The organism is Streptomyces sp. CA-146814, assembly GCF_050942385.1.
Lineage (GTDB): Bacteria > Actinomycetota > Actinomycetes > Streptomycetales > Streptomycetaceae > Streptomyces.
Genome location: NZ_CP192068.1, coordinates 7497803 through 7512272, shown reverse-complemented (window position 1 = coordinate 7512272; position 14470 = coordinate 7497803). Strand labels below are relative to the sequence as shown.

The window sequence follows — 14470 nt, the reverse complement described above, 5'->3', positions numbered from 1 at the left end:
TGATCGTCTCTGACCACCGCCTCCTTCCTCGCGCGGCACACGCGCCCGATCAGTCCTGCCTCACCGCATCCGAACGGGGTACGTGTGCGGAAGGAGTGGCGAATGGTTCGCCGCATGCCTGACCGGAAGGACGTGAGATGGCCCGCATCCCGGCCGTGGAACACTCCTTCGCCGCCCACCCGCTCGCGTCGGGCCCCGGGCCGGCGGCCACGGAGGCCGGGGCCGTCGACGCGGACGTGGTCGGCGCCGTTCTGCGTACCGCGCGGGCGGTCCTCGCGGAACGGGTCGCCGAGGCGTCCGAGACCGACGCCTCGTTCTGCGGTGACCTGGCCGGACGGGTCGCGGACTTCACCCTGGACGGCGGCAAGCGGATGCGCCCGCGGCTCCTGTGGTGGGCGATGCGGGCCTGCGGCGCGGCGGACGCCGGGACCACCGCGGCCGCGCTGCGGCTCGGGGTCGCGCTGGAGCTCATCCAGAGCTGTGCGCTGATCCACGACGACGTGATGGACCGCTCGCGGCTGCGCCGGGGCAGACCCGCCGTGCACATCGACCTCGCCGACCGGGCGGGACTGGCCCCGGACTCCGAGGTGGGCTCCGCGTTCGGCGCCTCCGCCGCCGTGCTGGCCGGGGACCTCGCGCTGGTCTGGGCCGACGACACCGTCGCGGAGACACCGCTGCCCACCCCCGTACGACGGCGGGTCCGGGCCATCTGGCGCTCCATGCGGACCGAGATGGTGGCGGGCCAGTATCTGGACCTGCACGGCCAGGCGACCGGAGGCTCCTCGGCGGCGCGGGCGATACGGACCGCCTGTCTCAAGAGCGCGCTGTACTCCGTCGAGCGACCCCTGGCGATCGGGGCCGCACTGGCCGACGCCGATGAGCGCACCACGGCCGCGCTGCGTTCGGCGGGCCGTGGCGCGGGGATCGCCTTCCAGCTCCGGGACGACCTGCTCGGCGTCTTCGGGGATCCGGCGCGGACCGGGAAGCCGTCCGGCGACGACATCCGCGAAGGCAAGCCGACCTACCTCCTCGCCGTCGCCCGCGAGCGGGCCGAGGCCGAGGACGACCAGGGGGCGCTGGCCGTCCTCGGCCGTGCCGTGGGCAACGCCGACGTCACCGAGGCCGAGCTCGCGGACGTGCGCGAGGTGTTCGAGGCGACCGGAGCGCGCGCCCATGTGGAGCGGAAGGCGGAGCGCCTTCGCGACCATGCCGTACGCCGTCTGGGTGAGGGCGTCGACCTGGACGCGCACGGCGGCCGGCAGCTGCTCGGCCTGCTGCACACGGTCTCCGGAGGCCGCTCCGGACACGACGAACTACGCGGACACGACAGCCCGGCGGCGGACCGGGTCCTGACCACGGCCGAAGGAGGACATGTCCGGTGATCACGGTCAAGGGGCCCACCGACCATGTGGTGGTGGTCGGTGCCGGTCTGGCGGGGCTGGCCGCGACGCTCCATCTGCTCGGCGCGGGCCGCCGGGTCACGCTGGTCGAGCGGGATGCCGGGCCCGGCGGCCGGGCCGGGCTGCTGGAGTCGGGCGGCTACCGCATCGACACCGGTCCGACCGTGCTGACCATGCCGGACCTGGTGGAGGAGGCCTTCGCCGCGGTCGGCGACCGGCTGGCCGACCGGCTGGAGCTGATCCGGCTGGACCCCGCCTACCGGGCCCGGTTCGCCGACGGGTCGCAGCTCGACGTGCACACCGACGGGGCCGCGATGGAGGAGGCGGTCGAGCGGTTCGCCGGGGCGCGGCAGGCGGTCGGCTACCGGCGGCTACGGAGGTGGCTGGAGCGGCTCTACCAGGTCCAGATGCGCCGGTTCATCGACGCCAACTTCGACTCGCCGCTCCAGCTCGCCCACCCCGACCTGGCCCGCCTCGCCGCCCTCGGCGGGTTCGGCCGGCTCGACACCCGGATCGGGAGCTTCGTCTCGGACGAGCGGCTGCGCAGGGTCTTCTCGTTCCAGGCGCTGTACGCGGGCGTCCCGCCGGCCCGCGCGCTCGCCGCGTACGCCGTCATCGCCTACATGGACACGATCGCCGGCGTGTACTTCCCGAAGGGCGGCATGCACGCGCTGCCGCGGGCGATGGCGGACTCGGCCGCCGAGGCGGGCGCCGCCCTCCGCTACGGGCGGGCCGTGACCCGGCTGGAGCGTTCCGGCGACCGGGTCACCGCCGTCGTCACCGACCAGGAGCGCATCCCCTGCGACGCCGTGGTCCTCACCCCCGACCTCCCGATCGCCTACAAGCTCCTCGGCCGCTCCCCCCGCCGGCCGCTGCGCCTGCGCCACTCGCCGTCCGCCGTGATCCTGCACGCGGGCACCGACCGGACCTGGCCGGATCTCGCGCACCACACCATCTCGTTCGGCGCCGCCTGGAAGAGCACGTTCCACGAACTCACCCGCACCGGCGACCTGATGTCGGACCCCTCACTCCTCATCACCCGGCCCACCGCGACCGACCCCTCCCTCGCCCCGCCCGGCAAGCACCTCCACTACGTGCTGGCGCCCTGCCCGAACACCGAGGTCGGACCGGGCGTACGGGAGTGGAAGGAGCTGGGGCCCCGCTACCGGGACGCGTTGCTCACCGAGCTGGAGCGGCGTGAGATGCCCGGGCTCGGCACGGCGATCGAGGAGGAGGGGCTGGTCACTCCGGTCGACTGGACCGCTCAGGGCCATGCGGCGGGCACTCCGTTCGCCGTGGCCCACACCTTCCCGCAGACCGGCCCGTTCCGCCCGCGCAACCTGGTCCGTGGCACGGCCAACGCCGTCCTGGCGGGATGCGGGACCACGCCCGGCGTCGGCGTGCCGACCGTCCTGATCTCCGGGAAGCTGGCCGCTCAGAGGATCACCGGCCCCCGTACCGACTGGAGAGGCACCTCCGCATGACCGTCCGTGAACTCGACGCCGCAGCCATCCACGATCCCGCCCTCCGCGCCGCGTACGCCCGATGCCGGGACCTCAACGCCCGTCACGGCAAGACGTACTTCCTCGCGACCCGGCTGCTCCCCGTCGACCGCCGCCCGGCCGTGCACGCCCTGTACGGCTTCGCCCGCTGGGCCGACGACATCGTGGACGACCTCGACTCACCGGCCACGCCCGGCGAGCGGGCCCGGGCCCTGGTGGCGCTGGAGGCCCAGCTGGAGACGGGTCTGCGGCAGGGCCGGGCCACCGAGCCGGTGATCCGCGCGCTCGCCGACACGGCACGGCGGTACGGCATCGAGCATCGGCACTTCACCGACTTCCTGGCCTCCATGCGCAGCGATCTGACGGTCGGCGGCTACGCCTCGTACGAGGAGCTCGGCCGGTACATGCACGGTTCGGCGGCGGTGATCGGCCTCCAGATGCTGCCGGTGCTCGGGACGGTGGTGCCGCGCGAGGAGGCCGCACCGCACGCGGCCGCGCTCGGGGTCGCCTTCCAGCTGACCAACTTCCTGCGGGACGTGGGCGAGGACCTGGACCGGGGCCGGGTCTATCTGCCGGCCGAGCTGCTGGCCGCGCACGGGGTGGACCGGGAACGCTTCGAGTGGAGCCGGCGGACGGGGGCGCGGGACGCGCGGATCACCGATGTCCTGCGGGCCGCCGCCGCGCACAACCGGGCCGTCTACCGGGACGCCCTGCCCGGGATCGCGATGCTCGACCCGGTGTCGCGGCCTTGCATCCGTACGGCGTTCGTGCTGTACAGCGGCATCCTCGACGCGATCGCGGCCGACGGCTACGCGGTGCTGCACCGCCGCGCGGTCGTCCCGCGCCGACGACGGGCGGTGGTGGCGCTGGACGGGCTGGTACGGGCGGTCGCCGCGCGCAGGACGCACCGGCGCGCTCCGGGCCCGGTCGCGCAGACCCGTCCTTCCCGGACCCGGGCGACCGCCCCCGTACAGAAGGAGCCGGTATGAGCCCCGCAGCCGGGCGCCGTGGCCGCATCCCGCTGCGGCTGCGGCGTGCACCCGTCCCGTGGGAGCGGCAGGAACCGACGTGGCGGGCGGCGAAACCGGCGCTGATCGCACAGGCCCTCAAACGGGCGCAGAGCCGGCCGTCCGGCAACTGGTACGTGATCGGCGCCTCGCGCGACCTGCCTCCCGGCCGCACGCTCGGCGTCACGGTCACCTCCACCGAGGTGGTCGCGTGGCGCGACGCCGAGGGGAGGCTCCGCGCTGGTCCGGGAGCGTGCCCGCACCTCGGGGCGCCGCTGCGCGACAGCCCGGTCCGCTGCGGCACGCTGGTCTGCCACTGGCACGGACTGGCCCTGGACGGTGGGCCGTTCGCCGGGTGGGAGCCCTTCCCGGCCTTCGACGACGGGGTGCTGCTCTGGGTGCGGCTGGACCGGGTGGGCGGTGAGACGCCTTCGGAGCGGCCGTACGTCCCTCCCCGGCCGAGGGTCCGGGACGCGGTGGAGGCGGTCTACGCGGGCGTCGGCCGCTGCGAGCCGGAGGACGTGGTGGCCAACCGGCTCGACCCGTGGCACGGGGCGTGGTTCCACCCGTACTCGTTCGTGGATCTGACGGTCACCGGAACGCCCGCCGACGGCGAGGCGGACGACGACGGGTTCCTGGTCGACGTGTCGTTCAAGGTGGCCGGACGGCTGGTGGTGCCGGTCCGGGCCCGGTTCACGGCACCCGAACCCCGTACGGTCGTCATGCACATCGTCGAGGGCGAGGGCGCGGGGTCCGTGGTGGAGACCCATGCCACTCCCCTGGCCCCGGACGAGCGGGGGCAGCCCCGCACCGCCGTGACGGAGGCGGTGGTCGCCGCGTCGGGCCGGCGCGGCTTCGCGGTGGCCCGGGCGGCAGCGCCGCTGCTGCGGCCACTGATGCGCGCCTCGGCCGGCCGGTTGTGGCGGGACGACCTGGCGTACGCGGAGCGGCGCTGGGAGCTGCGCGACAGCGGGCGGTTCCCGGGCTGACGCCCGGCCGCTCACTCCGACCCGAGCGCCGCCAGCCGGCGCAGCACGGCCGAGCGGCCGGTGCGCGGGACGGTCCAGAGTGTCTGCCCGCGTACGCCCCAGCGCTCCAACAGGGCGTTCGCGGCGAGGAATCCGCTGGTGGCGGCGCGTTCCATCAGCGCCACCGGCAGGTCGGTACGGACCATGTCGCCGGCCACCATGACGGCCGGGTCGGGGCCGCGCACGCCGGGCCGGTCCCGGTAGCCGCCGACCGGGAACATCGGGCAGTCCGCGCGCCATTCGTGCCGCTCGTCGACGATACGGGCGCTGGCCGTCTCGGGGTAGATCCGGTGGAGTTGGCGCACCGCCTCGGCCTGGACGGCGCCCCGGTCGGCGTCCGGTGCGACGGCGTACGCGTGCAGCTCGACGACCGACCCCTTGGTGCGGCGCGCCCAGCGGGCGGCCTCGCCCTCCCAGCGGTCCAGGACGCTCACGTTGTCCAGCGGCCCGTAGCCGCTGGTGCCGAGGAAGCCCGGCCGGTCGTACGCCACCGGCCGGTCGAGCCAGAGCCGGGAGACCAGGAACGGCGGGGCGGTGCGCAGCCGGTCGATCCTGGCCCGCCAGTCGGCGTCGCCCAGCTCCGGGGAGTCGGCGACGACGCGCCGGAGGCCGCCGCTGTCCAGGGCGAGGACGAGGGCGTCGTACCGCGTGGTGGCGTCGTCGGTGGTGAGGTCCAGTCCGCCGTCGGGCAGCGGCCGCACCTGCCGGACCGGTGTCCGCGTCCGTACGTCGGCGCCGTGGCCGGTCAGATAGCGGTGGAGCGGGTCCCAGAGGGCGGTGGGGAACGGTTCGCTGGGGACGTCGAAGAGGAGGCCCTCGCTGGAGCCGAGGAAGTAGATGTGGAACATCAGCACCAGCTCCGCCGCCGACAGTTCGCGCGGGTCGGCGAAGAAGCTGCGGGAGAACACCTCGAAGGCCAGGTGGTGGGCGGCTTCGGGGAAGCGGATGCGGGTGAGGAAGTCGTGGGCGCTGAGGGAGTCGAGGCGCTCGTAGACCTCGGGCACACGGACGTCGAGCAGCGGCAGAGCGGCTCTCGGGTTCATCCGGGCCAGGTCGCGTACGCCGAAGGTGGGGCTGAGGGCGACGAAGCCGAGGGCGCTGAGCGGAGGCGTACGCGGTACGCGGGCGAAGCTGTCGTGGAGGCCGGAGCTGTGGCGCAGCGGGTAGTCGGGCAGCCGGGTCAGCGAGTCGAGGCCCGGGTCGACCCGGCGGAGCAGGCCGCGCAGGTTGTAGTACTGCCGGAAGAAGGCGTGGAAGCCGCGGCTCATGGTGACGGTGGTGCCGTCGGCCAGTTCGGTGGGCCCGCCCGACAACCGTCCGCCCAGGCCGGGTTCGCGCTCGTGGAGGGTGACGCGTACGCCGCGCTCCGCGAGCAGCGTGGCCGCCGCGAGGCCGGCGATGCCGCCGCCGACGACCGCGACGGCGGGAGCCTCCTGTCCGGTGAAGCGGGCGCGGCCGTCCGGGGCCGGGAGGACGGCTGCCCGGCGGTCGCGGCCGCGCCGGTGACCCGTACCGCTGTCGCGCAGGAACATCACGCCTCCTCCCCCGCGCGGCCGACGAAGGTGTGCGTGATCCCGGTCTGCCAGCCGGGCAGCGGAAGGACGCGTACGCCGGAGAAGCCGGCCCGGCGCAGCCGCGCCGCGAAGGCGGGTGCCGTGTCGAACTCGACGACGGAGCGCCGGAGATGGCGGTAGAGCTCGGCGTCTCCGGCGAGCCGTCCGGCGGGCTGGATGATCGCGGTGCAGACGGTGTTCCACACGGCGCGGTGGAGCGGTGATCCGCCGAGCGTGTACTCGTGCACGGCGAGGCGGCCGCCCGGGGCGAGCAGGCCGCGTACCAGGTCGAGGGTCTTGTCGGGGTCGGTGAGGTTGCGGAAGAGGTAGCCGGCGAACACCGCGTCGAAGGAGCCGGGTTGCCACCGGTCCGCCAGCTCCTCGACCGGCGCGTGCACGAAGTCGACGCCCGCCGGCCAGCTCTTCGCCGCCGCCCGGTCCAGCATGCCGGCGGAGCCGTCGACGCCGGTGATCCGGGCGTGCGGGGCGGCGGCGAGGAGCGCGGCGGTCGAGGCGCCCGTACCGCATCCCAGGTCGAGCACGCGCAGCCCGCGTCCGCCGTCCGGCAGCCTCAACCGGCGGGCGGAGCGGCGCAGATGGGCGTGGTAGCCGGGGCTGGCCGCGACGAGGCGGTCGTAGGCGGCGGAGCCGTGGTCGAAGGCCGCGGACAGTGCGTCGTCGCGCAACAGGGTCATGGGGTGCTCTTCTCGTGGGTGGTCGGTGGGGGCGGTTCGCGTCGGGTGCGGAAGGGGAGTTCGGCGACGGTCCGCAGCATCGGGACGACCGGTGTGCGCAGGCCGATCAGCAGGTCCTCGTGGAGGTGTGAGCTGCCGTCCAGGAAGCGGAGCAGCCGGGCGGCCGGGACTCCGCGGAAGAGGCGGGTGAAGAAGTCGGCGCCGTCCACCCGGCCGCTGTCCAGGGCCCGCAGCATGACGGCGTCCATCGCGCGGGGCCATGCCCCGTACGGTGCCGGCATCCGCAGCTCACGTCCCGCCCGGAGTTGGTCGGCGACGGCCCGGCTCTGCCGCTGCACGGCCGCGAAGGTGTATCCGGTGGAGGGCCGGGTCGCGCCGCCTGCGGTGCCGATGCGGTACACCGAGCGCCCGGCGCTCCGCGGGAAGTGACCGTCGGTCATGGGGATGACGCCGCGTTCCTGTGCCGTCACCCGGAACTCGCCGAGTTTCAGGACCTCTCGGGTGTAGTGGTCCAGGGCGCGCCGGTACTCCTCGGTGGCGAGCGGGGCGGGTGAGAACTCGGTGTACTCGACCAGGGCGGTCTGCCGGTCGAGCGGCAGGACGTAGCCGAAGGAGAGTCCGCGCGTGGGTTGCGGTGTGCGGAAGTCCATCAGGTCCGCGGTCGTCGGGTCGAACGCGGGGCGCTCGGTGCGGACGAACCAGCCCGTGAAGTGCTGGAGGAGCGTGGTGCGGGCGGGTGGGAGACGGCGTGGCGGGCGCGAGTCGAAGACCTGGCGGCCGCGGACGATGACCTGTCCGTGCGGGCCGAGGACTTCGGCTCCGCCGCCCGGTGTGTCGCGTACGGCGGTCACCGTCGCCTCGGTCCGGCGGAAGGCCGGAGCGCCGGAGAGCCGCCGGCCGGCCAGGGCCTCGAAGGCGTCCGAGCGCAGCATCTTGTAGCGGTAGGGCGACGGGTCGGTCACCGTGGGCGTCCCGTCGGCCGCCCGCACCCGCAGCCGCGGCCAGGAGGCGGCGAGCGCCGCGTCGTAGGCGCCGCCCGGCGGTTCCCAGTAGCACCAGGTGCGCGGCATCGGCCGCAACGGTCCCGGCGGGGCGTCGACGAGGACGACCGACAGCGGTACGGCGCCGCCCGGCGCGCACAGGTGGTACGCCAGGCTCAGCCCGGCCGCTCCGGCGCCCACGATGACGACGTCGGGGTCTGGCACGGCTTCCCTCTCGGTTGGACGGGTGCGGAATCCTTCCGGCCGGACAGGCACGGAACTTCCGCACCGAGGAATCCTTCCGCACCGAAGGGCCGGACGGATGCGTGCGACGCGCCCGTGTGCCGCCGGAAACAGGATCAGTTCGCGGTGTGGTCCGGGTGGCCCCGGGTGCGCCGGGCTTCCTTCATCTCGGCCTCGTACAGGTGGTCGCGGCCCTCGGCGAGTTCGCCCCGGATCTCCTGCTCGATCGCGCGGAACACGTCGTAGTAGGTGGCGTTGTACTCCTCGACGATCTGGAAGGTCCAGCGGCCGGGGATGACGTTGCGGCCGAGGACCTCCCGCTCGACCCGGTCGGCCTGCGCGCCGTGCCCCGCCTCGCGGAGCAGCCGTACCGCGTCGTCGAGGCTGAGGTCGGCGCTGCCGGTGAGCTGGTGGAACGTGTAGAGGGCGCCGCGGGCCCGTTCGGTGGTCTCCAGCGCCTTCGAGAGGGCGCCGAGCGCCGCGACGGTCGTGTCGGTGACCCCGTCGGGGCGCTGGTGGGGCGGGTCGGGAGGCCGGGGCGCGGCGTTCATGGATCTCCTCGTCGGCATCGACGTCCGAGCGGCGTTCCCTCCCCACCTTCCTCGCCTGGGGCTCATCACACCTGCCGTGGCCTCCACCCGGACCAAGCGGCCCTCGGTCGGCGGAGCCGCTGCGCCCGGTCGACGGCTGCCTGCGGCCCCGCGCCCGGCCGGTTCGGCCGCGCGGGGCCGCACGCCGGGTCACCCCTCCTCGTCGCCCTCCCCGCCGTCGTCGCCCTCGAAGGCGTCGCCGATCTCGTCGACCACCTCGGCGGCGACCATTCCGCCGACCACGCCGACGGCGACCCCTGCCGCGACTCCCGCCACCACCGCGCCGGTCCCGGGGCCGGAGCGGTGGTGGTCGTCGTGGTGATGACCGCCCTGCGCGTACGCGTACGGCGCGGCGTGGGCCGCGTGGGCGCCGATCACCTGGTGCAGCCAGGCGTCGACCTCGGCGTTGCGGTCGGCCTGCGGCAGAGCCTGGTGCGAGGTGGTGAAGCGGTGCACGGTGTCGTGGCTCTCCGAGAAGAGCCCGGCCCGCTTGTCCGCCTCGATCACCACCTCCAGGCCGCCGGGCGAGGCGAGGAACGTGACTTCGATCTCGTTGACCGCGTGCGCGTGCTCGGCGGGCGGCACGATCTCGATCTCCTGGTAGCACGGCAGCTGCTGCCCGGTCCCCCGGATGCGGCCGAGCTCCAGATCGGCCGACTTGAAGCCGTATCCGAGCTGCCCGAACGCCTCCAGGATCGCCTCCTGGGCAGGCAGCGGTGCCACCGCGAGCGCGTCGAGGTCGCCCTTGTCCCGTGCTCCGGCGACCTCAAGCTCCGTACGGATCCCGAGGACGGGGCCGAGCGGCTGGCCGTGGAGCTCCGTGACCGGGGTCTCCCAGGGCAGGGTGACGGTGAACGGCACCGTGTGCTCGGCCTCCTCGGCGAGCCGGAACCCGCCGCCGACGGTGAACCGTTCGAGGACGACCGTGGACTCGTGCTCCTCGTCCTGGCCCTCCGCCTCGGCCCGGGCGACCAGGAGGAGGGTGATCTGTTCGACCGTCACCTCGCTGCCGCCGCCGCGCAGGCGGACCTCGCCGGAGAGCGGGCCGCCCGGGAGGGCGGGGGCGGGCTGCAGAACGGTGTCGACCGACGGGCCGCCGACGCCGAGAGCTCCGAGCAACTTCTTGAACACCATGTCCGGCGTCCACTCCTTTTTCGTGGGGCACTTCGTGGGGTAGGTCGTGTGCTGAGAACACTCTCTACCCAGTCCGACCCGCTTGTGATGCGCACCACTCCCGATTGCTTTGCGGTCCCTTTACTATCTACAGGGCGGGTTTCCACCCGCCGCCAACGTCGAACCCGACGACCCGAACAGAGAAGGAGCTGCGGTACCGCAATGGGTGAGCCTCCCAGTACGAACCGTGTCATCCCCACCCCTGCTCACCAGGGGACGGAGGTGACACGGTGAGCGAAGTACTCCTGCTCCTTCTCGCCCTTGGTCTGACTCTGGCGTGCGCGGTGTTCGTCGCGGCCGAGTTCTCGTTGACCACCATCGAGCGCGGCGAGCTCGAACGGGCCGCGCAGGCCGGTGAGCGCGGAGCCGAGAGCGCGCTCAAGGCCGCCAAGCGGCTCACGTTCCAGCTGTCCGGCGCCCAGCTCGGCATCACCGTGACCTCCCTGGTCATCGGCATGCTGGCCGAGCCGGCCCTCGCCGGGCTCCTGCGCTCCCCGCTGGAGTCCGTGGGTGTCCCGGCCGGTGCCGTCTCCACGGTGGCCACCCTGCTCGGTGTGGCGCTCTCCACCGTCGTCCTGATGGTCATCGGTGAGCTCGTCCCGAAGAACTGGGCGATCTCCAGCCCGCTCGCCGTCGCCAAGGTGGTCTCCGGCCCGCAGCGCGCGTTCACCGCCTGTTTCGCCCCGCTGATCCGCCACCTCAACAACACCGCGAACCGTGCCCTGCGCCGGTTCGGCCTGGAGCCGGCCGAGGAGCTGGCCTCGGCCCGTACCCCGCAGGAGCTCATCGCCCTCGCGCAGCACTCGGCCCGCCAGGGCGCCATCGAGCAGGACTCGGCGGAGCTGTTCGTCCGCACCCTGCACCTGGCGGAGCTGTCCGCCGAGAACGTGATGACGCCCCGCGTGGACGTCCGGGCGCTGGAGGCCCACGCCACCGCGGCCGACGCCGCCAACCTCACGCTCGCCACCGGCCTGTCCCGCTTCCCGGTCTACCGCGACAGCCTGGACCACGTCATCGGGACGATCCACATCCGTGACGTACTGGCCTTGGACGAGTCCGAGCGCACCCGGACCCCGGTCACCGCTCTGGCCACCGAGCCCCTTCTCGTACCGGACTCCCTGCCGGTGGACCGGCTGCTGGCGCAGCTGCGGCGGCACCGGACGATGGCGGTCGTCATCGACGAGTACGGCGGTACCGCGGGCGTCGCCACGGTGGAGGACATCGTGGAGGAGGTCGTCGGTGAGGTCCGCGACGAGCACGACCCGCACGAGCGCCCCGACCTGGCACCGGCCGAGCCGCTCGGCGACGGCCGCCAGGTCTGGGAGGCCGAGGGCAGCATCCGGCTGGACCAGCTCGACCGGATCGGCTTCGCCGCGCCGGAAGGCCCGTACGAGACGCTCGCCGGTCTCCTCGCCAACCAGCTGGCCCGCATCCCCGTCCGCACGGACCGGGTGGAGGTCGACGGCTGGCAGTTCGACGTGCTCGACATCGAGCACCACCGCGCCGACCGGGTGCGGATCACCGCGCCGCTCCCGGCCCTGACCCTCGTGGAGGAGGACGTCCGATGACCACCGTTCAGCTTCTCATCGGCGCGTTCACGCTCCTCACGAACGCGTTCTTCGTCGGCGCGGAGTTCGCACTGATCTCCGTGCGCCGCAGCCAGATCGAGCCGCAGGCCCGGAGCGGCAGCCGGCGGGCCAAGAGCACTCTGTGGGGCATCGAGCACCTGTCGGCCGCCATGGCCACGGCCCAGCTCGGCATCACGATCTCCTCGCTGGTGCTGGGCGCCGTCGCCGAACCGGCGATCGCGCATCTGCTGGAGCCGCCGTTCGACGCGATCGGCGTGCCGGACGCGCTGGTCCACCCGATCGCCTTCGTCATCGCGCTGACCCTGGCGACCTACCTCCACATGCTCATCGGCGAGATGATCCCGAAGAACATCGCGCTCGCCGCGCCCGTCGCCACGGCCTTGGCGCTCGGCCCGTCCCTGGTGGCGCTGACCCGGGCGCTGCGCCCGGTCATCTTCGGTATCAACGCGTTCGCCAACATGCTGCTGCGGCTGCTGAAGGTGGAGCCCAAGGACGAGGTCGCCTCGGTCTTCACCGACGACGAGCTGGTCCGGCTGGTGAAGGACTCCAGCGACGCCGGTCTCCTCGCGCCGGCCGACGGGGAGCGGCTGCGGGACGCCCTGGAGCTGGGCACCCGACCGGTCGGCGAGGTGATGGTCCCGCTGAACCGGACCGTCACCGTCGACCTCGGCATCACCCCGCAGCAGCTGGAGCGGGCCGCGGTCGCCTCGGGCTTCTCCCGGCTGCCGGTGACCGGGCCGGACGACGGGGTGCTGGGCTATCTGCACATCAAGGACGCCCTCGGGGTCGCGGAGCGCACCAAGCCGCTGCCCACGAGCGCGATCCACCCGGTCATCCGGGTCGAGATCGACACCCCGCTCGACGACACCCTGACGGCGATGCGTGCCGCCGGTACGCATCTCGCCGCCGTCGCCGGTGGCAAGGGCACGGTCATCGGCTTCGTGACGATGGAGGACGTCCTGGAGGAGCTGGTCGGTCCGGCCACGGTCTGACCGTACGGAAGTATGAGCACGGGAGGCGGTCCGCTGCGGCGGACCGCCTCCTTCGCTGTCCGGACGGGCCGCCCGGTGAACACGTAAGCTCGGCGGATGGCCAAGTACTTCGACGTGCACCCCGAGAATCCCCAGCCGCGCACCATCAGCACGGTGGTCGACAGCATCCGCTCCGGTGCGCTCGTCGCGTATCCGACCGACTCCTGTTACGCGCTGGGCTGTCAGCTGGGCAACCGCGACGGCATCGCCCGGATCAGGTCCATCCGCAACCTCGACGACCGCCACCACTTCACCCTGGTGTGCCACGACTTCGCGCAGCTCGCGCAGTTCGTCCGGGTCGACAACGACGTGTTCCGCGCGGTCAAGGCGGCCACGCCCGGCAGCTACACCTTCATCCTCCCGGCGACGAAGGAGGTGCCGCGCCAGCTGCTGCACCCGAAGAAGAAGACGGTCGGCGTCCGCATCCCCGACCATGTGGTGACCCAGGCGCTGGTGGCCGAGCTGGGCGAGCCGCTGCTCTCCAGCACGCTCCTGCTGCCGGACGAAAAGGAGCCGCTGACGCAGGGCTGGGAGATCAAGGAGCGGCTCGACCATGAGGTGGACGCCGTCATCGACTCGGGCGACTGCGGCACCGAGCCGACCACGGTGATCGACTTCTCCGGTGACGAGCCGGAGATCGTCCGCCGGGGCGCCGGCGACGTCTCGCGCTTCGAGTAGGCGACGGTGGCGGGCGAGCGGCTGCGGTTCGACGGCTGGATCGCGGGTGTGGGTACGGTTTCGGGGACCCGGCTGGTGGTCGGCCACTGGCCGCGTTCGCCGTTCGGGCCGTTCAGCGACGTGATGGTCGAGCATCCCGACGGCGAGCGGGTGCTGCTGGCGCCGTCCCGGCAGGTCGCGGACTTCGTGGCCGCCACCTACCGCTTCGACCGGGTCGAGGTGGTCCCGGTGTCCGTCACCGGTTCCGTCTCCCGTAGCGGGCACGTCTGGATCGTGGCGGCGGGGCCGCTGCGCCTGCGGCTGCGGGCGGGACGCCGGACCGCCCTCGGCCGGCTGCTGTCCGCCGTGCCGGCCGCGCTCGTCCGCAGCCCGCTCTGGGCCGCGCTGTGCGACGTGCCGGCCCGGCTGCTGATGCCCGGCGTCCGCACCCTGGGCCGGGCGGGTCCGGGACGGCGGGAGTGGTACGGGGCGCGGGACCTGCGGCCGGTCCTGGCCGCCGAGGCCGTGCTGGACGGGGCGGACCTGGGGCCGCTCGCGCCGCTCGCGCCGCCCGTCGCCTTCGGATTCGGCTCCGCGCCGCGCACCCCGTCGCTGGTGCGCGTCACCACAACGGTGGAAATCGGTGCCGCCGGGCGGTGAGGGCCTTCACGGCGCCGGTGAAGGCCCGGTCCCCGGCGGAGCGGACCGCTCGGGGATGCGCGGGTGCGGAGCGCGTCGCAGGGTGGACCCATGGCTAATCCCCCGATCGTCATCCACCGGCCGACCCCTTCGGGCGGCCGCCGGGTGACCGTGCACTACGAAGGCCGGGACGAGATACTCGGGCTGGCCCACAGCGACCACGATGTGATCGTGTTCCTGAGCGAGGCCGGCCTCGAAGAAGCGGACCGGATCCTCGACAACCCGGTCTGGGTGGAGTGGCGGGGCGGGCGGGCCCACCGCTACGAAGCGGCCTGAGCGAGGGCTCCCGCCCGCCTCATGACGTGCCCGCCGCAGTGGACTCC

Annotated in this window: 14 protein-coding genes; 9 read left to right on the top strand and 5 right to left on the bottom strand. The window is 73.7% G+C overall.

The annotated features are described in order from the left end of the window. The first annotated feature begins 137 nt into the window (after nt 1-137). The 4 genes from ACQP09_RS33280 to ACQP09_RS33265 are packed head-to-tail and all read left to right on the top strand — an operon-like array spanning nt 138 to nt 4898. A complete protein-coding gene (locus tag ACQP09_RS33280) occupies nt 138-1382 on the top strand; it encodes a polyprenyl synthetase family protein (protein ID WP_433406379.1) in 1245 nt (414 codons plus the stop codon). Next, the gene (locus ACQP09_RS33275; RefSeq protein ID WP_433406378.1) at nt 1379-2884 is read left to right on the top strand and encodes a phytoene desaturase; all 1506 of its coding nucleotides are present in this window, start codon (nt 1379-1381) and stop codon (nt 2882-2884) included. Before ACQP09_RS33280 ends, ACQP09_RS33275 begins: the two co-directional genes overlap by 4 nt. After that, nucleotides 2881-3891 carry a phytoene/squalene synthase family protein gene (locus tag ACQP09_RS33270; protein ID WP_433406376.1) on the top strand — a complete coding sequence of 337 codons (1011 nt, stop codon included), beginning with the start codon at nt 2881-2883 and terminating at the stop codon, nt 3889-3891. The genes ACQP09_RS33275 and ACQP09_RS33270 overlap by 4 nt, the downstream gene beginning before the upstream one ends. Further along, a complete protein-coding gene (locus ACQP09_RS33265; RefSeq protein ID WP_433406375.1) occupies nt 3888-4898 on the top strand; it encodes a DUF5914 domain-containing protein in 1011 nt (336 codons plus the stop codon). The genes ACQP09_RS33270 and ACQP09_RS33265 overlap by 4 nt, the downstream gene beginning before the upstream one ends. Nucleotides 4899-4909: 11 nt before the next feature. On the opposite strand, the gene ACQP09_RS33260 is transcribed toward ACQP09_RS33265, so the two are convergent. From ACQP09_RS33260 to ACQP09_RS33240, 5 genes are all read right to left on the bottom strand, one after another. After that, nucleotides 4910-6469: an FAD-dependent oxidoreductase gene (locus ACQP09_RS33260; RefSeq protein ID WP_433406374.1), complete on the bottom strand. Its 1560-nt coding sequence runs from the start codon at nt 6467-6469 to the stop codon at nt 4910-4912. Then, nucleotides 6469-7185 (bottom strand): class I SAM-dependent methyltransferase, encoded by a 717-nt coding sequence (locus ACQP09_RS33255; protein ID WP_433406372.1) that lies wholly within the window; start codon nt 7183-7185, stop codon nt 6469-6471. Before ACQP09_RS33255 ends, ACQP09_RS33260 begins: the two co-directional genes overlap by 1 nt. Next, complete coding sequence (locus ACQP09_RS33250) at nt 7182-8390, bottom strand: lycopene cyclase family protein (RefSeq protein WP_433406371.1); 1209 nt, start codon at nt 8388-8390, stop codon at nt 7182-7184. The genes ACQP09_RS33255 and ACQP09_RS33250 overlap by 4 nt, the downstream gene beginning before the upstream one ends. Before the next feature lie 134 nt (nt 8391-8524). Further along, entirely contained in the window at nt 8525-8959 is a 435-nt protein-coding gene (locus tag ACQP09_RS33245; protein WP_433406369.1) for a hypothetical protein, read from the bottom strand. 189 nt (nt 8960-9148) lie between these two features. Further along, a complete protein-coding gene (locus ACQP09_RS33240; RefSeq protein WP_433406368.1) occupies nt 9149-10132 on the bottom strand; it encodes a sporulation protein in 984 nt (327 codons plus the stop codon). 269 nt (nt 10133-10401) lie between these two features. Between ACQP09_RS33240 and ACQP09_RS33235 the strand changes: the two genes are divergently transcribed. From ACQP09_RS33235 to ACQP09_RS33215, 5 genes are all read left to right on the top strand, one after another. Then, nucleotides 10402-11739, top strand: coding sequence for a hemolysin family protein (locus tag ACQP09_RS33235; protein ID WP_432149616.1), 1338 nt, complete (start codon nt 10402-10404; stop codon nt 11737-11739). Next, nucleotides 11736-12752 (top strand): hemolysin family protein, encoded by a 1017-nt coding sequence (locus tag ACQP09_RS33230; protein ID WP_432149615.1) that lies wholly within the window; start codon nt 11736-11738, stop codon nt 12750-12752. The genes ACQP09_RS33235 and ACQP09_RS33230 overlap by 4 nt, the downstream gene beginning before the upstream one ends. A 96-nt stretch (nt 12753-12848) precedes the next feature. After that, nucleotides 12849-13469, top strand: coding sequence for an L-threonylcarbamoyladenylate synthase (locus tag ACQP09_RS33225; RefSeq protein ID WP_433406367.1), 621 nt, complete (start codon nt 12849-12851; stop codon nt 13467-13469). A gap of 6 nt (nt 13470-13475) precedes the next feature. After that, a complete protein-coding gene (locus tag ACQP09_RS33220; RefSeq protein WP_433406366.1) occupies nt 13476-14108 on the top strand; it encodes a hypothetical protein in 633 nt (210 codons plus the stop codon). A gap of 90 nt (nt 14109-14198) precedes the next feature. Further along, nucleotides 14199-14423, top strand: a complete 225-nt coding sequence (locus ACQP09_RS33215) for a hypothetical protein (RefSeq protein ID WP_018512798.1) — start codon at nt 14199-14201, stop codon at nt 14421-14423. Nucleotides 14424-14470 lie beyond the last annotated feature (47 nt).